15 protein-coding genes, 1 tRNA gene and 3 rRNA genes are annotated in these 18,567 nt (G+C 29.9%); 5 read left to right on the top strand and 14 right to left on the bottom strand.

Annotated elements, in window-relative coordinates; all coding sequences use genetic code 11:
• Positions 1-212, bottom strand: a 16S ribosomal RNA gene (locus JHL18_RS25050); the annotation flags it as partial.
• Between the two features lie 616 nt (positions 213-828).
• Here JHL18_RS25050 and JHL18_RS25045 point away from each other — a divergent pair.
• Complete coding sequence (locus JHL18_RS25045; RefSeq protein ID WP_200274422.1) at positions 829-1,371, top strand: DUF6512 family protein; 543 nt, start codon at positions 829-831, stop codon at positions 1,369-1,371.
• 297 nt (positions 1,372-1,668) lie between these two features.
• Here the strand turns inward: JHL18_RS25045 and JHL18_RS25040 are convergent, their stop codons facing one another.
• The 4 genes from JHL18_RS25040 to JHL18_RS25025 all read right to left on the bottom strand — a co-directional run bounded on the left by JHL18_RS25040 (position 1,669) and on the right by JHL18_RS25025 (position 7,311).
• The gene (locus JHL18_RS25040; RefSeq protein ID WP_200274420.1) at positions 1,669-1,872 is read right to left on the bottom strand and encodes a cold-shock protein; all 204 of its coding nucleotides are present in this window, start codon (positions 1,870-1,872) and stop codon (positions 1,669-1,671) included.
• Positions 1,873-2,005: 133 nt separating this feature from the next.
• Positions 2,006-2,926: a patatin-like phospholipase family protein gene (locus JHL18_RS25035; protein ID WP_200274418.1), complete on the bottom strand. Its 921-nt coding sequence runs from the start codon at positions 2,924-2,926 to the stop codon at positions 2,006-2,008.
• Positions 2,927-3,517: 591 nt separating this feature from the next.
• The gene (locus tag JHL18_RS25030; protein WP_200274415.1) at positions 3,518-4,321 is read right to left on the bottom strand and encodes a pyruvate, water dikinase regulatory protein; all 804 of its coding nucleotides are present in this window, start codon (positions 4,319-4,321) and stop codon (positions 3,518-3,520) included.
• Positions 4,322-4,596: 275 nt separating this feature from the next.
• Entirely contained in the window at positions 4,597-7,311 is a 2,715-nt protein-coding gene (locus JHL18_RS25025) for an EAL domain-containing protein (RefSeq protein ID WP_200274413.1), read from the bottom strand.
• 787 nt (positions 7,312-8,098) lie between these two features.
• Here JHL18_RS25025 and JHL18_RS25020 point away from each other — a divergent pair.
• The 3 genes from JHL18_RS25020 (at position 8,099) to JHL18_RS25010 (ending at position 11,880) form a co-directional block, all read left to right on the top strand.
• Positions 8,099-8,842, top strand: coding sequence for a signal peptidase II (locus JHL18_RS25020; RefSeq protein WP_200274411.1), 744 nt, complete (start codon positions 8,099-8,101; stop codon positions 8,840-8,842).
• A gap of 507 nt (positions 8,843-9,349) precedes the next feature.
• Positions 9,350-10,258, top strand: coding sequence for an alpha/beta hydrolase (locus JHL18_RS25015; RefSeq protein ID WP_200274409.1), 909 nt, complete (start codon positions 9,350-9,352; stop codon positions 10,256-10,258).
• 344 nt (positions 10,259-10,602) lie between these two features.
• A complete protein-coding gene (locus JHL18_RS25010; protein WP_338025508.1) occupies positions 10,603-11,880 on the top strand; it encodes an MFS transporter in 1,278 nt (425 codons plus the stop codon).
• 209 nt (positions 11,881-12,089) lie between these two features.
• Here JHL18_RS25010 and JHL18_RS25005 read toward each other — a convergent pair whose 3' ends face one another.
• From JHL18_RS25005 to JHL18_RS24990, 4 genes are read right to left on the bottom strand one after another with little or no spacing between them, the layout of a single operon-like run.
• Positions 12,090-13,454 carry a PTS fructose transporter subunit IIC gene (locus tag JHL18_RS25005; RefSeq protein ID WP_200274405.1) on the bottom strand — a complete coding sequence of 455 codons (1,365 nt, stop codon included), beginning with the start codon at positions 13,452-13,454 and terminating at the stop codon, positions 12,090-12,092.
• 24 nt (positions 13,455-13,478) lie between these two features.
• Complete coding sequence (locus JHL18_RS25000; RefSeq protein WP_200274403.1) at positions 13,479-13,922, bottom strand: PTS sugar transporter subunit IIA; 444 nt, start codon at positions 13,920-13,922, stop codon at positions 13,479-13,481.
• 2 nt (positions 13,923-13,924) lie between these two features.
• Complete coding sequence (gene pfkB, locus JHL18_RS24995; protein ID WP_200274401.1) at positions 13,925-14,860, bottom strand: 1-phosphofructokinase; 936 nt, start codon at positions 14,858-14,860, stop codon at positions 13,925-13,927.
• Between the two features lie 18 nt (positions 14,861-14,878).
• Positions 14,879-15,640, bottom strand: a complete 762-nt coding sequence (locus JHL18_RS24990; protein ID WP_200274399.1) for a DeoR/GlpR family DNA-binding transcription regulator — start codon at positions 15,638-15,640, stop codon at positions 14,879-14,881.
• 275 nt (positions 15,641-15,915) lie between these two features.
• Between JHL18_RS24990 and JHL18_RS24985 the strand changes: the two genes are divergently transcribed.
• Positions 15,916-16,206: a hypothetical protein gene (locus JHL18_RS24985; protein ID WP_200274397.1), complete on the top strand. Its 291-nt coding sequence runs from the start codon at positions 15,916-15,918 to the stop codon at positions 16,204-16,206.
• A 326-nt stretch (positions 16,207-16,532) separates the two neighbouring features.
• Here JHL18_RS24985 and rrf (JHL18_RS24980) read toward each other — a convergent pair.
• The 5 genes from rrf (JHL18_RS24980) to rrf (JHL18_RS24960) form a co-directional block, all read right to left on the bottom strand.
• Positions 16,533-16,650: ribosomal RNA gene (gene rrf, locus JHL18_RS24980) — 5S ribosomal RNA — on the bottom strand.
• 85 nt (positions 16,651-16,735) lie between these two features.
• Positions 16,736-17,032, bottom strand: a complete 297-nt coding sequence (locus JHL18_RS24975) for a hypothetical protein (RefSeq protein ID WP_200274395.1) — start codon at positions 17,030-17,032, stop codon at positions 16,736-16,738.
• A 176-nt stretch (positions 17,033-17,208) separates the two neighbouring features.
• Entirely contained in the window at positions 17,209-17,985 is a 777-nt protein-coding gene (locus tag JHL18_RS24970; RefSeq protein ID WP_200274393.1) for a phage replisome organizer N-terminal domain-containing protein, read from the bottom strand.
• Between the two features lie 376 nt (positions 17,986-18,361).
• Positions 18,362-18,437: transfer RNA gene (locus JHL18_RS24965), tRNA-Lys, on the bottom strand.
• 5 nt (positions 18,438-18,442) lie between these two features.
• Positions 18,443-18,560, bottom strand: a 5S ribosomal RNA gene (gene rrf, locus JHL18_RS24960).
• Positions 18,561-18,567 lie beyond the last annotated feature (7 nt).

Below are 18,567 nucleotides of genomic sequence, written 5' to 3'. Positions count from 1 at the left end.
TGCTCCTTTGATTTTCATTTCATGCGAAACGAAAATATTATGCGGTATTAATCTTCCTTTCGGAAGGCTATCCCCCTCTATAAGGCAGGTTACCCACGTGTTACTCACCCGTCCGCCGCTGAGAAAATTCCGAAGAACTTTCTCCGCTCGACTTGCATGTGTTAGGCACGCCGCCAGCGTTCGTCCTGAGCCAGGATCAAACTCTCAATTTAAAGTTTAATCATAGCTTACTTACTTAGTAAGTCTTTTTTCAAAAGAATTGCTGGTTTAGTTTAAGTCTATATTTAGACTTTGTTTATCTTCTCTGTTTAATTTTCAAAGACCAAGTTGTTTTGCTGTTTTTCTGACAGCTTTTATATCTTACCACCGTAAGATTTCTTTGTCAACACTTTTTTAAAACTTATTTTTTAATCATAAATTTTACTTTCGTGTCTTTGCCACTACTTGTTTCAGCGACGTGTTTTATAATAACATGCCGCATATAGTTACAGATATATTAATTCCCTAAATGAATCACTTTATTCTTCAATAGATAACTTTTTCTTCATAATTTGCTATTTTTCTTATATTGATACACCTGGTTATGTTTTCACTAGACTTTAGCAATACATTCAGTATTTTATGCTTAAAATCTCTAACTCCTTATAGTTTAGTACATAATTATTTAATAACATCTTAAAAATCATTGAACTTATGTGTCCTAATTTATTTAACAACCTGTAATAAATCTTATATATCAATCATACTTCTAATGTAAGAAATAATATAAGAGGAGTTTATTATATTCAACAAATAATAAACTATACCTTTTCTAGGAAGTGCTAATTTATGAAACACAAAAAAAGTGAACTGTTATTATGGGAAGCTATAGGAATACCTTTTCTTATAATGGTTGGTTTAACTCTGGAGTTTGCTTATAAAACTTTAAATCAAAATTTTGTTATAGGATTATTTAGTGTTGTTAATAACAGCATGTGGGAAAACTTAAAAGTAGGCTTCTTTCCAATTATACTTTTCTCTTTAGTAGAAAACTTATCATTAAAAGAAAGTGCAGATAACTTTTTTACTGCAAAGGCATTAGAAGTTATATTTATGAGTATTTTGTTGAGCATTTCCTACTTACTATTTAAATATAATTTAATCAACAGCCTAATAATAAACCATAACATTTTATTTGTAGTTATATGCACATTAAGTCAAATACTATCTTTTAGAGTCTTAACCATAAATAAAAATTATTCATATTTAAACTTATTATCATTTTTATTTCTAATTATCTGTACACTAATTTTCTTTGCTTTTACAATCAACCCACCAAGTAACTGGTTATTTGAAGCATCAAGGCGTCTTAATAATATCCTTAAATTCTAAAAGGATTAAATTTTAATCTTATAGTCATAAGAACTATTACAGCTTTGATGAATTTTACAAAGAAATATTTATATATAAATAACTTTATAGCTGCTTATACTATTGTAAGAGAATATGTAAACTAATAAACATTATAAATGGATAACTTTACAATCAATTGATATTTTAAATCCTCTATAGCGAATCCATCAGAGATTTTAAAATTATCCTAAACTTAAAGTTATCCATCTTTATTTAACATTAATATATTAGCTCTAATTACCTTAATATAGCTAATTCCATCAAGTTAAGATATCATCACATCTTCTCCACATTTATTGCTTGAGGACCTTTTTCTTTTTGAACCACATCAAAGGATACTTCTTCTCCTTCATGAAGATCTTTACTTGGTCCTTTTTCTTTTATTTGTGAATGGTGAACAAAAACATCATCCCCTGCATTTGCGGATATAAATCCGTATCCCTTTTCATTATCGAACCATTTTATAATACCTGTCTGCATACAAAAACCTCCAAAACTTATAATATAATATTAATGTCTCCATATGCATGTTTTTAATTCATCATTACTTAGATTCAATTATTGATTTTTAAATACGAACCACTTCTGCTCAACGTCTACCTTTAAGTTGATATTATTCATTTCTATTACTAGCTATAATATCCCTAAACTTATTAGATTGTTTTAATAATCTCTTACCAACATTGGCTACAACATCCTGAGGAATTTTCATTAAATTGTATTTTGTTAGCTCTATAATAGGCTCAAATAGATTTTTTGTATCATCATATCCTTGTTTGATTCTTTTTCTAGCACCGCTAGGAGTAAAATCTAAAGTTGCACTAAAAACCCCCTCATCCATTTCACTAGGTATTATTTCAATTATTTTAGCATTTGGAAATGCAGCTCTGTCTACTTCGCTTACAAGTGATAAGTTTACAGCTATTATTATGTCACAACCATCTCCATAGAGCGGTTGGATCGGCAGGTTATCACACATAGCTCCATCTAAATACTTTCTAGTTTCAATTTCTTTACTTTCATATACAACCGGTATAGCAGAACTAGCTAATAGTATCTCCTTTATTCCATTCTCATCATATTCATTTAGTTTGAAATACTTAGGCTTAATAGAAGGCATTTCACTACATGCAGCATAACAAGTTATTTGCGACCTCTGGATTTTTGCAAAATCGATATTTTTATTCATTAGATCAATTAGCCCTTGCCTTGATATGTTTCCCATTTCCAAGGTCTTCGGAATATACTTTTTAACAAAATTTATGTTCCTTGATCCCCAAGCTAACATTAAACTTTTCTTCATTAATTCTATATTTTTAGCAGGCAAAACTTCACTTCTTGATAAGTTCAGCCATAAATTCTCTGCTTTATCTATATCTCCGCACATAAATAAAACAGCATTTAATGCACCAATAGATGTGCCCGAAACAGCCTTAATATATTTATCAAAACCTAAATCTGCTAAAGCTCTCCATACCCCTATTTGATACGCGCCTCTTCCTCCACCACCCGCCAGTACTAATCCTATTTTCATATAAGCCTCCTAGTGCCAAATCTATACTTATTTATAAAATATTCATTACACAACATATGGTTCTTAATCATATTTATTTAAATTATAGACATGCTGCATAAATATAAAACATATTTATGTATTAAGTAAGTAATTTAACAGATACTATCAATATAGAAATTTTAAATAGCTGTACTTAATCAAACGTTATATACTATATGATTTTTTACGAATCTAAGATAGATATTGAAATAGGAACATCTCCATGTCATATTTCAAAAAAAGCGCTGAAGCTACTATTCTTCAGCGTTTTTTGTGTATCTGTCTTTCGAACTCATATAAAGATGAACAACTTTGAACCGCAATCTATTTTTAAAACTCTCACGGCTTCTGGTGAGAGAATTTAAAAATAATAAATTTCAATATGAAGTAGTTCATCATAAGAACAATTTAGAACGTTAATAAGTCTTACTTTTTACTGTATAGCCATAAAAAGCTTGCAAAACCGTTTAAATATGTAGACTTAGCCAATTTGAAGATTTTATACTTTCCTATACAGCAAAAAAGTGGTATATGTTAAAAACATATACCACATAAAATCACACTTATATTCTATTTTCCATGTCCAATAGAGTCCATTATTATTAGCGCAGTATCTTCTATAGCCCTTTGAGTTACATCAATAGTCTTACAACCTAGTTTCCTTATAATCTTATCAGCAAAATCGAACTCTTCTAGAATTCTTGAATCACTGGCATATTCAATCTCGGAAGAAATTCTATGAAACTTATCTAGTCTTCTTTTTCTAATTTCAATTAACTGAAGCGGATTAATAGTTAACCCAAATACCTTTTTCTTATCCACTTGATATAATTCATCTGGAACTCCTACTTCCGGAACAAGAGGAATGTTTATAGCCTTTATTCCTTTGTTTGCTAGATACATACATAATGGAGTTTTAGAAGTTCTGGATAATCCAATTAAAACTACATCCGCATTCTTAAGACCTCTATAATCTTTTGAATCATCATATTGCATAGCAAATTCCATCGCTTCTATTCTCTTGAAGTACATTTCATCAGTTTTCCACATAGCTCCTGGATTATAATCAGGATGTGCATTTAATATTGTAGACGCTACGTTTATTATTGGTCCCAATACATTTATTATATTTATATTTTTTTCTATACATTTTTCAGTTAAAAATTCTCTTACATTAACAGTTATTATAGTCGATACTACCATGCAAGATGTACATGTATCTATATTTTTTATTAATTCCTCAACATCTTCAAATGATTTAACATATGGAATCCTTTTTACCTCTGCTTTATCTTTAAATTGACTCGCTGCCGCTATAGCAACTTGTTCGGCAGTTTCTCCTATAGAATCTGAAACAGCAAATATGGTTAACATTCTATATACCCTCTTTCTTATCATTAAGTTATAAATTCTATTATATTTAACCCTAAAAACTAACCCTTCTACTAATTATTATACCTATAAATCACATACAAGTATAACTAAATTGTATACATAAAATTATTCTTTAACCCTACTTTCATAATTTAATATACTTTTTTATTTTTATACATAATAAAGATATTTTTAGTTTGTAAAATAAAAGCTTCTATTTACTAAAGCAAAAAGAATCCTAAGTCCAAATTAGAATTCTTTTTATCCCTAAGAAATTATTTAATTGACTTGAATTTTAGAAGTCTCTTATATTCATCCTCAACGACTTCATATGGTACTGGCTTACTAAAATAATAACCTTGTACTACATCACAACTAATTTCTTCAAGAAATCTAAGTTGTTCATGTTCTTCTACACCTTCGGCTATAACCTCCATTCTCAAGTCATGAGCAAGTTTTATTATTCCATCAAGTAAAGCCCTATTGTTATGAGTGGAGTTAATATCATCGATAAATGACTTATCTATTTTCAGCACTTCTATAGGAAGCATTTTTAAGTAACTTAGCGAAGAATACCCAGTACCAAAATCATCTAGCACAATCTTAAAACCTAATTTTCTTAAGTTATTAAGAATTTCATTACTATATTCAATATTATTAATTATAGCAGTTTCAGTTATTTCAAATTCTACTTGACCAGAGTCTATCCCAGTCTCCTCTAAAGCCTTTTGTACTGTAGATAAGAAATTTTTATCTAGTAGTTGTACTGCAGAAATATTTATAGAAATCACATTATACTCTATATTTTTTGTTTGAAATTCTTTGGCACTTTTAAAAACCTTATATATAAGCCATTCTCCTATAGGTACTATACTGCCGGTTTCTTCAGCAATAGGTATAAATTCTCCTGGAGATACTCTTCCTAATACTGGCGAATTCCATCTTAACAGTGCCTCAAGGCCTCTTAATTTATGTTGTTCTAAATCCATTTGAGCTTGATAGTGAACCTCTAATTCATTATCATAATTTATATCACTTAAGCCTTGCTCTATTGCAATTTTTCGGTTAAAACTTTCAAACATATCATTATCGAACAACAAAGCTTTGTTTTTGCCACTTTCTTTGGCTCTATACATAGCTATATCAGCATTTCTTATTATGTCCTCTACATTATCACCATTCTTAGGGAACTCAACTATCCCTGCACTAGAAGAAACAGTTATACATTTTCCCTCTATATAAAAATTGTTTTTTAGTCCATTTTGTATTTTATTAACAAATTGCTCTATATCTTTATATCCACTTACATCCCTCACAAGCAGTAGAAATTCATCTCCACCTATTCTTGCAATAAGTTTATTATCCTTATTTAAACCGCTTAGCAATGTAGCTATTTCTATAAGTAATAAATCTCCAATCTTATGTCCTAATGTATCATTTATATTCTTAAAATTATCTACATCTATAAGTATTACTACTGCATTTGAATTACTTTCTTTTAATTTTTCTATTTCTTTAGCTAATTCCTTCTGAAAATATATCTTATTTGGCAGATCAGTAAGTTGATCATAATATGCTAGATAAAAAATATCCTTTTCATACAGTTTTTTTAAAGTTATATCCGTAATAGATCCGTATACCTTAGAACTTCTTCTATTATTTTTGCTTGCTGGCTTGGATTTTACACTTAGCCATATATATTCTCCATCAATTTTTCTAATCCTAAATTCACTTTCAAATATAGAGTTTTGTCCTTTAATTAAGTAAGTAAAACTATCACTTGCTTTTCCATAATCCTCTGGGTGTATAAGTTCTATTAAAGATCGAAGTGTATATCTCTTATTATCAACCTTGTATCCCGCTATTGAACTAAACTTTTCTGATAGTGTTATTTCGTCAGTTTCTATATCATATTCCCATATAGCATCACTGGAAGAATCAATAATACAACTTAACTTGTCCAAAATATTATTAATATGTGAAGCAATAATTGCAATCTCATCCTTAGACCCTTCATCAAATCTTAACTTCAGATCTTCTGCACCAATGTGTTCTATATCTTCAGCAAGTATCTTCAAATTCTTGGTTATACTTTTAGTTACAAGCCCACCTAAAAATATAGCCAATATAGCTATAAGCAAAGAAGTTATTATGGTTATTTCTAATATATCCTTAGAATACTTATTCATTTCCTTTTCGTCTATCATTCCAACTATTATCCAGTTTGTTCTTAAGGATTTACTGTAGAAACAATACTTTCTCTCACCATTGTATTCTAAACTTACTTGCTTTTTGCTTCCGGATAGAATTGTTTTAGTTAATTCTTCACTTTTTATATAAGTACCTACCTGCTCACCATCATATCCAGCCATTATCTTATAACTTGAATCTAATAACATGATATGACCTGTATCACCTAATTTTATATTTGATATATAATCAACAAGTGAATCCATAGTAAAATCAATCCCAAGTACACCTATTAATTTTCCATCCTTATATAAAGCTTTAGATACAGTTATTACAGTTTTCCCTGTTATCTTATCTGTATATGCATCACTCCAGACATTTGTATTGCCTTTAACGGCTGCATCATACCAACTTCTTCCACTTAGGTTATCAAGAGCAATATCTGTCCTTGGACTAACGACATAACTTCCATCATCATATGCAAGATATATATTTAATACACTTCCATAGGTTTCTGAGATACCATCAAATTCACTCTGTATATGCTCCTTATCTTCAAAGGATAAAGTTTTATCCATTAAGTTTGATTTTTCAATTTGATCAATTATATGCTCCTGTTGTTTTGTAAAATTATTAATTGAAAAATCTACAGTATTCATAAGAAGCATGCTTCGCTCTTCAAATGATTGCTTTACTATCCTATTAGCATTAATAAAATATATTGTACTTACACAAACTACTGTAGTAACCACCAATAATATAGCAAATACTCTAACTTTCTTTGTTATTGTATATCTCATCAAATCCCTTCCCTTATCAAAATTATAAATACTAGACATGATATAGTTTTATATTTAGAAAACAGCCTATTATAGAGTCATCAACCCAACTATCCAGGTGTGTACCCCTATATTTTAGATTGCTTAAATAACCTGAGAGGAATTTAATGAATTTATAAATACATAAGTATATCAGTATATACACAATCTTCCTCTTACTTATAAATAAACTTTACGTTTAATTTTTTTTACAAACACACCTCTGTATTTTCATCGTTATAAATGTAAAACTCTTAAGTGAAAATCAGTAAATAATTTATTGGAGTAAATCAAGATGTAATTAACATGATGTCTTTTGTAGACAAATTTAGTAAATAAAGATGGGGTTTAATTCATAGTGTTTTTAATTATAGTTTTAATATATTTTTTAATCCTTTTGTATTTTACCAAAGTATGTAATTTATTTCAATAAAAAACATGTATTTTTTTGTCTAAACTTGTATCTTTATGATATATTCATGTAAAAAGGTATACATTTATAAAATGTATAAATAATAATTCATATTTTTATATTTTATTCAAACACTTGCATATTAGAGAACTTTCTCAAAGTAGCCATATGGTGTGTTAAAATTATATACTTAGAAGTTTTCTAAAAACAGATTAAAATATAATTACTTTAAATTACTTATATTTTCTAACTATTAGTTGAACATAAATCTAAATAGATGATAAAATCAACTTATGAAATGAAAACCTGCAATATTATGTAAAGATTATTTTATCTTAATTCTAGGAGGAACCCTTAATGAATAAATCTCGATTGTTAACTGTAGGAATTTTACCTACGATGTGGATAATATATTTTGCTTTTGAGTTTATAACAGGTAGGATACATTCACAATATGATATAGTGATGAATCTTTTACCAACAATACTCTTTGCTATAGTCGGCCTTTTGATATATTCTTTAGGCAAAAGATTTTCTAAAGGATTATCAAAATCTAGTATATGGATTGTATTTACTTCCACATTTATCTTAGATCAAGGAATAAAGTATATTATAAAAAACTGGTACTTTGACAAAAGCTTTTTTTTAATAGATAACTTCTTAAGCTTTAATCCAATAATTAACTCATCCGGTTCATGGCTAAATGCTAGATTTGGTACTGGTTTAAGCTTCTCAGTTCTTATAACTGTAAATATAATTGCAATATTAATCTTTATTGAAGGTTATAGGTACTATCTTCATAAAGGACATAAGGATTTTTGGGCTGATATGAGTTTTTGTTTTATATTAAGTGGCTGTCTATGCTCATTAATAGATAAAATCTTTTATGGTGGGAGTTTGGACTTCATAGGTATAAGTTCGCTTTTTATAGCAGATTTAAAGGATATCTACATAAATCTAGCTATCTTCTTTCTAGCCCTATGCATATATAATAATGGCTTCTGGCAAACTTCTGAGGAAACGACCTTAAAACAAGATATTGAAAGTATTAAAAGATTTCTTATATTTATAAAAAAGGATCTTTTCCAGAGTTCAAAATAAATTCTTCACTCATTATAAAATACTCTAGAAGATAGCTATTATTTAACAATTACCCTTGATTATAAGTTATATTTGAATTAAAATAAAATTGAATGTTTAATCTTTAACAAACCTTTATTCATTTTACGTTAATTTTTTCTGCATTTGCAGAGCATTTTTAAGAATCAGCATTTAAAGTGTTAACTTTATTGTGCAGGTCCTTAAAAATTTTTTTTGTATTTTTATAGTTGCTATTATCGCTTTAATAATTGATATCAATGATTTAATTTACAAAGACAATATATAAAACTTTACATTCTCATATATAGTAAAAATAGCTTAAGTCACCTTCTGAAAATACAGAAGGTTTTATTTTTTTATATCTTTTATCTATACTTTTATAAAATCTAAGTATTTATAACCCTTAAATACTAATACTTTAATTATAGAAAAATTTGATCTTAAATTTGTTGTTGATGATTTTCCCTAGAAGTATAATTACTTATATATATTAAAATGGAGGTCTTTATGAAAATATTGTTATTATTAATTCTAATTTTATTACTAGTTGCAGTAGTTACTTCTATGTACTTTTCTAAGATCGTAGTACTGCCTAATGTAAAAAAATATGATGACACACTTTCAGCTGAATTAGATGCTGGCAATATAAAAGATTACATCCTTAATGAATTGGATAAAGAAGAAGTTTATATACCCTCAACTTTTGGATATAAACTTCATGGCTTCTTTTTCCCCAATAATAACTCCAAAAAAGTTATTATTTTCGCTCACGGCATAACATGGAGTTTATATGGTTCTATGAAGTACATGGATATATTTATAAAGAGAGGTTTTGCGGTATTTATATATGATCATAGAAATCATGGTCTTAGCGGAGGGACTGACACTTCTTTTGGTTATTATGAAAAACATGATTTAAAAACATGTACAGACTGGGTTATCAATAAAGTAGGTTCTACAGCTTTAATTGGCGTTCATGGTGAATCAATGGGCGGAGGAACAGTACTTCAGTATATAGCAATGGATTCACGTATTAAATTTTGTATAGATGATTGTGGATATTCTGATACAACGGAACTTTTCAAACATAGACTAAAAAATGATTTTAGGCGAATACACAAACTTCCTCTTATACCTCTTGCAAGCATAGTAACAAAAATTACTAAAGGCTGGAGCTTTGATGATGTCAGTCCTATAAAAACAATAGCTAAGATAAATACTCCTATATTATTTATACATGGTGAAAAAGATGATTATGTACCAACAAAAATGTCCCATGATCTATATTCCTTAAAAAGCGGATTTAAAGATATTTATATAGCACCAGATGCAGGCCATGCACAAGCTTATATTATTAATCCTGAAGAATATGAAAGAAGAGTTGATAAATTTTTAAGAGATTTAAATATACTATAAGAACTAAATTTTTATTTAACTTACAGATGTGCTTTAAGATTCAAGAGTATTTCTTCCTAATATAGTCGTAAAAGACTTACTTTGAAGATGATTTTGAATTCAAAAGGTGCATCTTTTTTACTATATATAAACTTTACTTAATCTTATCCATCAATTAATTGCCTAAAGCATACTTACTTCAATATTTTTATAAATAAAACTTACTAGGATTCATAAGTATATACTTTCTTTATAAGAATAAATGTAATTTTCAGGTTAATATTTGTAAATTAATATTATAATTACACACTAATCTAGTATACTTAAAATATATACTTAATTTTATAAAAAAGGAGTGTTTGACTTTGACCAAACAAGAAAAAAGCTGGATCTTATATGATTTTGCCAACTCTGCCTACTCCATAACTATAACTACCGCTATCTTACCAGTGTTTTTTAAGACAATTGCAGCAAAAGGACTTGACGGCCCCACCTCTACAGCATACTGGGGATATGCAAATTCTATTTCAACTTTACTAGTAGCCATTATAGCTCCTCTTCTAGGAACTATAGCAGATTATAAATTTAGAAAAAAACGTTTCTTTCTCGTATTTACTTTAGTTGGAATAATCTCAACTGCCTTATTGATATTTGTCGGTGAAGGAAACTGGCTTACCTGTCTCATTATTTATATACTAACTGTAATAGGTTTCTCTGGAAGTTGCGTATTTTATGATTCCTTCATAACTGATGTAACTGATAATGATAATATGGACAATATATCTTCCCTTGGTTTCGCTTGGGGATACATAGGCGGAACTATTCCATTCATAGCATGTATACTCCTAATAATGTTTGCAGGTAGAATAGGTATATCTACGGTTCTAGCTACTGAATTATCATTTCTAATCACAGCTATTTGGTGGTTTATATTTACTCTTCCTATTCTCAAAAATGTACAGCAAGTTCACTTTATAGAACCTGAACCTAACTATATAAGAAATAGCTTCAAAAAATTATGGAGTACTTTCAAGAAAGTTAAACAAAATAAAGAGATATTCTTATTTCTCCTAGCTTTCTTCTTCTATATAGATGGTGTACATACCATAATATCAATGGCAACTGCATTTGGTTTAGATATTGGTATGTCTACCAATATGATGATGATAGTATTAGTAGTGCTTCAAGTTGTTGCTTTCCCTTGCTCTATGATATACGGTAAATTAGCCAAAAAGTTTTCTTCAGGAAAAATGATTCTGTTCGGAATAATAACCTATTGTATTGTATCTATCTATGGAGTATTCATAAAAACCACTTTAGACTTTTGGATTCTTGCAATTCTTGTAGGAAGTGCGCAAGGAGGTATACAAGCCCTGAGTAGATCGTACTTTGGTAAACTTATACCAAAAGAAAATTCTGCAGAGTATTATGGAATATACAATATATTTGGAAGAATATCCTCAGTATTTGGCCCACTGCTTATGGGAATCATAGGTTCTATAACTAATAATACTAGATATGGGGTGCTCAGCCTTATAGTTCTTTTTGCAATTGGTGCCTTTATATTTATAAGATTAGACAATCATATTGAGAAAGCCCAAAGTATCAGTAAGAACAAAATAATTGTAAATCCATCGGAATAACAAACTTGTTATAGTCTTTTCAAATATCTAGATTTTGCTGTCACTGGACTCCGTAATCCTTCCACACACTAAAAGATTTGGTGTTTTAAAAAAATTCATAAATTCCTATAAATAAAAGTCATGTATAAGAAGAGTTTACCTTTCTATACATGACTTATATTTTTTAAAGGGATTTCATGCATTTTGCATCATCCCAGTCTAATTTTTTATTAAGCTACTGGTTTTTTAATTGTTGAAAGAATAACTCCACCTACAGCCGCTCCAATTAATATAGCTAAAACATACATTAATACGTTGCCTACTGCATTTGGTATAAAGAATACAAACAATCCACCGTGAGGTACTGCAAGAGTACATTTAAATAGCATTGATAGTGCTCCTGTTAATGCTGAACCTACCATAATTGAAGGTATTACTCTTAATGGATCAGCTGCTGCGAAAGGTATTGCACCTTCTGTTATAAATGCTGCGCCTAAAGCCCAAGCTGCTTTTCCTGCTTCTCTTTCTTGAGTTGTAAACTTATTCTTTCCTAAAACTGTTGCTAATGCTACTGCAAGTGGTGGAACCATACCAGCTGCCATTACCGCTGCCATTATAGCAGAAGGTTGGCCTTGAGAGATAGTTGCTACACCGAAAGTATACGCTGCTTTGTTTAAAGGACCACCCATATCGAAAGCCATCATTAATCCAATTATAGTACCAAGTAATATGGCATTAGTTCCACTCAAACTATTTAACCATCCAGTAAGTGCATCATTAATTCCCTTTACTGGGTTACCTAATACATAAATCATTATTAGTCCTACTATAAGAGTTGAAAGAACAGGTAACACAAGTACAGGCATTAAACCTTCCAAAGATTTAGGTAGTTTTATAACCTTCTTTAAGTAGTATACAGTGTAACCAGCTAGGAAACCGGCAATTAATCCACCTAGGAAACCGGAACCTATATTTGATGCTAAATAACCACCAACCATACCAGGTACTAAACCAGGCCTATCAGCTATTGAATAAGCAATATATCCGGCAAGTATTGGTACCAAGAAACTAAATGCACCATTAGCACCAATTCTAAATAGTGCTTCTGCAAAAGATCCTTTCACTTCAAAGGCCTTTATTCCGAATGCAAATGATAATGCTATTAGTATTCCTCCAGCAACTACGAATGGTATCATGAAAGATACACCATTCATTAAGTGCTTGTAAGGTCCATTTCTATTTTCTTTTTCTTGGGTGCTTGATGAAGTCTCAGCTTTTTTAGGGGCATCACTAGCTTTAGCAGCTAACGCTCTTTGGATAAGGGCTTTCGAATCCTTTATCGCATCCTTTACAGAAACTTCAACTAAAGGCATTCCTGAAAATCTACTTTTGTCTACATTTGTATCTGCTGCAATTATTACAGCACTTGCGCTTCGTAAATCCTCTTGAGTTATAACATTTTCAGCACCTACAGAACCCTGAGTTTCAACCTTTATCTCGTGACCTAATTCTTTCGCTGCCATTTGAAGAGCCTCAGCCGCCATGTATGTATGTGCAATACCGGTTGGACAAGATGTTATTGCTACTAATTTCATATTAATACCTCCTATTTTTTTATTTTATTCGAATACTTTTATAAACTGGTCAAAACTAGTACAAGTCATAAGTGATTCTCTAATATCCGAGTGCATAAGCTTTCTTGATATTTCACTTAATGCTCTAAGATGAGTATCATTTGCTTCTTCAGGAACAGCTATTAAGAAGAATAAATGTGCTGGTTTTTCATCCATAGATTCATAGTCAATCCCTGCTTTACTTTTTCCGAATGCTATAGAAGCTTTATTTACTGAGTTGCTCTTTCCATGAGGTATCGCTATTCCCATTCCTATACCTGTAGAAAACTCTTCTTCCCTTTTAAGCACTGCTTCTTTAAATACTTTGCTGTCATTTATAACTCCATCTTTTACTAATATATCAATGAGTTCGTCTAAAGCCTCCATTTTTGTCTTAGCCTTCATATCGAAACAAACCCTTTTTTCTGTAAACATATCCTTTGTTGCCATTGTTATACCTCCTCAATATTTTCCTTAACTTTAAGTATCATACTTTCTACTTGCTCAAGCTTACATGCTTCTGTTCCTTCTAAAGTGACTGTAGCCGCTCCACAACCTTGCGCAAATATTAGTGTGTTCTTTGCATCTAATTTATTTACTATGGAGTAAACCAGAGCTGCAACCATAGAATCCCCTGCACCAACTGTACTTCTTACAGGAACTTTAATTCCTTTAGCAAAGAACTTTTTCTCTTTTGTAATATAAACTGCACCTTCCGATCCCATTGAAACTAATATATTATCAATTCCTTGTTCTTTAATCTTGTCACAAGACTCAATTATCTTCTCAACATTATCTAACTCTTCATCAAACAATAGTGATAATTCATGATTATTAGGTTTTATTGCAAAAGGTTTTTCTTTAAGACCATTTGCAAGCAATTCTCCTTCAGCATCAAGAATTGTTAATGCTCCCTTGTTCTTTGCAATATTTATTAGTGTTCCGTATATATCTTTAGGTAAACTTGAAGGTATACCACCTGACAACACAACAATATCTCCTCGTGAACATTTTTCAGTGTACAATGCTATAAATTCATCTAATTCAGATTTAGATATCTCCGGTCCTGCTTCATTTATATCTGTATAAATGTTATTTTTACTATCTACCACTTTTGTGTTAGTTCTAGTACTTGCTTTAATATCTATAAATTGATGATTAATTCCTCTTTTATTTAGTTCATGCTCAAAACTTGCCTTCCATGTTCCACCAAGAAATCCTATAGCTAAGGAATCTATTCCAAAGTTTTTTAATACCTTAGATACGTTTACTCCTTTTCCTCCTATATCATATCTTATCTCCGAAGTCCTATTAACAGACCCTAGTGTAAAATCTTCTATTATAAGAGTTTTATCCATGGCTGGGTTAAGAGTTACTGTTATTATCATTTGCACACCTCCTTAATCTTAAGCTGTTATAATGTCTACTCCTATTTCTGCATATTGTTTTACTATGTCTTCCTCAATATCTTTACTGGTTATGATCATACTTGCTGCCTTTACAGGACATATTACAGAAAATGAAACATTATTAAATTTACTGCTATCTGCGACTATAATTACTTTACTTGCATAATTAATCATTGATTTTTTTGTTTGAGCTTCAATAAAATTAGGTGTTGTTATGCCATCTTCTATAGAAACTCCATTAGCACCTATAAATGCTTTATCAACCCTAAAATTTTTAATAACACTTTCTGTTAAGTGACCAACCATAGCCCTAGTATTGAGTCTTAAACTACCACCAGTTACTATTATCTCTATACCTTCTTTTTCAGAAAGCTCAGCTGCTATATCTATCGAATTTGTTATTACTGTTATATCTCTTTTATTTATTCTTTTAGCTATTTCAAGAGTTGTTGTTCCTGAATCGAGTATTATAGTGTCACCATCTTCAATCATCTCACTTGCAACTTCTGCAATATTATGTTTTTGATCAATTTGCTCATCTTGTTTATCGGTAAAAGATGGTTCAAAGCTAGTTCTATTGTTTATACCTACTGCCCCACCATGAGTTCTCATAAGAAGCTTTTTTTCTTCAAGTTCTTGCAAATCCCTTCTTATAGTAGATTCGGATACGTTAAGCAATACAGCTATATCCATAACCTTTATACTACTTTCAGAATTAAGCATATCGAGTATTTTTTGTTGTCTTTCTTCAGCAAACATAACTTGTTATACACCTTCTTTATTTCTATTAACATGAAACTTGATTACTTTTGATTGTATCTGCTTGTTTGATTATATTTTATATGATAACATTTACAAAGTCAATACAATTTACGCATAATATTTCATAAACAATCATAATTTTATTACCAAAAATAGCTTTTTTGCTCATTTATGATTTTTATTGATCATATATCTCATAACTACTATTTTATATTGTTTCTATTATTATTAAATGATTTCATTCATATAACTAAGTGGAGGTGATTATTTAAGTGAATATGATAACTGATTCTGTTAGATTTCCCGAAGAACTTTCTGGTGGAAGAGTGATAACAAAAACCTTTAATACTTATCCTATAAGACTATCTAAAGTTGCCGCAGCTCTTCAAGGGATAGATTATGGGTTTTCTGATGATGAAGGTCAATTCTTTCGTTGTACCATAGATATAAAAACACAGATAGTAAACATATATCAAGTTAAGGTGCTTATAACATTTGGTTTACGCTCAAAAAACTTTGATAAAAGAACTGATGCTACAATTAATTACATTTTATTCTTTTGATAAACGTTAAGAATAGTTCGCGCCCAATATTCTTATTTCTATTCTATAATTAATAATGTGTGGACTTGTTTACACCAATATTATTATTTCTGATATCCCATAATATATGTACTTTTCCTTCGATTCAATCTAAATCATTTATATTATATAGTCACAAAAAGTTTGCAAAGTATAATTTCTTTACTATAAAATAAAAAAACAAGCCCCCCAATCAAAATTTAAAAACATCTTGATTGGGGGGCTTTATATTAATACGCTAAGCAAACTTAAACAAAATTTCATTTTTACAAAATTAATGCTCCATCATATCACTGATGGAGCATAGAACCTAGCGACCACTTACTCTCCCACACAGTCGCCCATGCAGTACCATCAGCCGTCTAAGTCTTAACCGTCGTGTTCGGAATGGGTACGGGTGTAACCCTTAGACGCATCATCACTAGATTTACAAAAAGCAAAAGCTTTTCAACACTTATATATTATACCTGCTATATTGAAGCTTGTCAATATAAAAATTACAATATAATTTCTAAACTTTGTTAATCATATTATAAACTTTATCCAATTTCTTTTTACTCTCCTCTATGCGTCTTAACAATTTTTTTCTATTGGAGCTTATAGTGTCATATTTCTTTTTATTTTTCTCTTCTAATAATTTTATATTATTTAGTTCTTCAGAATCATACTGTATATCTTGTTCTAACTTTTCTAAATCTAATAAACATCTATTATATATATCACTCAAATAAGAAATCAGATATTCCTGTGATACATTCTCAAGATTAATTTCTTTTTCATAATCGCTTTTGTCTTTATCTCTATCCATAATACTAACTCCAAAAAAACAAATACTATTAATAAGATATTCAATAAGTGCTATATATATGTCTCCATTTAATATCATAAGAATAACTATTAAAATAATGCTGAATCTTGTAATACTAATCTATGCTTCTATTAATCTTCACTTATTGACCTTTCTTAATTATATAAAAATATCTCTTATCCAAAAGACCATTGTGCAACAGTAATTCCAGGTTTTAAATGTATATTGCCATCAATTATTCCACACATATCATCACAACTATCTTCATCTATAATGTCCTCACATACAATATCTGACCCCTTACTATAGTAATCCAAATTCTCTTTCTTTTTACCTCTACCTTTTCTTGTGCCTTTTTTACTTGTTAACATTATAGGAGGATCCTTCTTTGAAATATTCTTGCATTTTTCATCAGCAATCTTTTGTACAATCTCAATATGCTCGTTACCTGTGGTTTTTAAATTTCTTTCTTCGTTTTCCACAACACTTTGTACAGAATTCTCAACTTTTGTGCTTTCCTTATCCTTATTATTATCAATATCTGTTGGCACTTCAAAGGTTTCATCTAGCAAAGTATCCATATTATTTATATCTGTATCTTGTGCTTTAGTAGTTTCAGTCTTTCTAATCTTAATGTTTTGATGCTTTACAAAATTTTTAACTATATATATTTTTCCTTCAGTAAATTCAATCATCTCTAACTGGACAAATGTGTCTAACGCTAATTTAACTTGAGAACTATCTCTATTAAATTCTATTGCTAAGGTGTCTATTGTATATGGTATACTTTTTGAAAGGAATAAACCCCCTTCCATATTCACCTTTCCTGCTAGCATTACAATTCTGCTCCATATATAATGAATAACATCTCTTTCAGGCTTCATATCTATTATTTTAAATTTAGTATCCTCATACATATCAACTCTAAATTTTACATACTTTCTCTCTCTCATATTTCTCATTCTCCTCTACATATTTCGTATACATGATTGTACACTATTTAATATATTTGTTTTGTTTTCAATTAATATATATGCCTTTGTAGAAGAAATTACAGAATTATTTTTATTTTTTTACTTATTGATGTTTTTTTATAGTACACGATTTTTAAAATTATGAAAAACTCGCTGAAAAAAGTGCCTCCAGCGAGTATTTTGAGCATCTGATTTTCCCAATGATACGAAAAAATTGGGCAGATATTATATTTTTTTGTTTAACAGTATAAAGATTATGCTCTTTATGCTAAAGTTCAATTATCAACGATTTATATAGGTTATAATAATTTAATAAATAACAAAGCAAAAAGACTTCACAATGTGAAGTCTTTACTGGTGCACCATCAGGGACTCGAACCCGGGGCACCCTGATTAAGAGTCAGGTGCTCTACCAACTGAGCTAATAGTGCATATAACCTAGCGACCACTTACTCTCCCACACAGTCGCCCATGCAGTACCATCAGCCGTCTAAGTCTTAACCGTCGTGTTCGGAATGGGTACGGGTGTAACCCTTAGACGCATCATCACTAGATATTGAA

This window comes from Clostridium yunnanense, assembly GCF_016595795.1.
Taxonomy (GTDB): Bacteria; Bacillota; Clostridia; order Clostridiales; family Clostridiaceae; genus Clostridium_AR; species Clostridium_AR yunnanense.
This window is presented reverse-complemented; position numbering and strand designations above follow the sequence as displayed.

What these genes read in the sequence shown, in the direction of transcription:
- JHL18_RS25045 (WP_200274422.1), top strand. Translation starts at nt 829, where the DNA reads ATGAAACACAAAAAAAGTGAACTGTTATTATGGGAAGCTATAGGAATA.
- JHL18_RS25040 (WP_200274420.1), bottom strand. Translation starts at nt 1,872, where the DNA reads ATGCAGACAGGTATTATAAAATGGTTCGATAATGAAAAGGGATACGGA.
- JHL18_RS25035 (WP_200274418.1), bottom strand. Translation starts at nt 2,926, where the DNA reads ATGAAAATAGGATTAGTACTGGCGGGTGGTGGAGGAAGAGGCGCGTAT.
- JHL18_RS25030 (WP_200274415.1), bottom strand. Translation starts at nt 4,321, where the DNA reads ATGTTAACCATATTTGCTGTTTCAGATTCTATAGGAGAAACTGCCGAA.
- JHL18_RS25025 (WP_200274413.1), bottom strand. Translation starts at nt 7,311, where the DNA reads ATGAGATATACAATAACAAAGAAAGTTAGAGTATTTGCTATATTATTG.
- JHL18_RS25020 (WP_200274411.1), top strand. Translation starts at nt 8,099, where the DNA reads ATGAATAAATCTCGATTGTTAACTGTAGGAATTTTACCTACGATGTGG.
- JHL18_RS25015 (WP_200274409.1), top strand. Translation starts at nt 9,350, where the DNA reads ATGAAAATATTGTTATTATTAATTCTAATTTTATTACTAGTTGCAGTA.
- JHL18_RS25005 (WP_200274405.1), bottom strand. Translation starts at nt 13,454, where the DNA reads ATGAAATTAGTAGCAATAACATCTTGTCCAACCGGTATTGCACATACA.
- JHL18_RS25000 (WP_200274403.1), bottom strand. Translation starts at nt 13,922, where the DNA reads ATGGCAACAAAGGATATGTTTACAGAAAAAAGGGTTTGTTTCGATATG.
- pfkB (WP_200274401.1), bottom strand. Translation starts at nt 14,860, where the DNA reads ATGATAATAACAGTAACTCTTAACCCAGCCATGGATAAAACTCTTATA.
- JHL18_RS24990 (WP_200274399.1), bottom strand. Translation starts at nt 15,640, where the DNA reads ATGTTTGCTGAAGAAAGACAACAAAAAATACTCGATATGCTTAATTCT.
- JHL18_RS24975 (WP_200274395.1), bottom strand. Translation starts at nt 17,032, where the DNA reads ATGGATAGAGATAAAGACAAAAGCGATTATGAAAAAGAAATTAATCTT.
- JHL18_RS24970 (WP_200274393.1), bottom strand. Translation starts at nt 17,985, where the DNA reads ATGAGAGAGAGAAAGTATGTAAAATTTAGAGTTGATATGTATGAGGAT.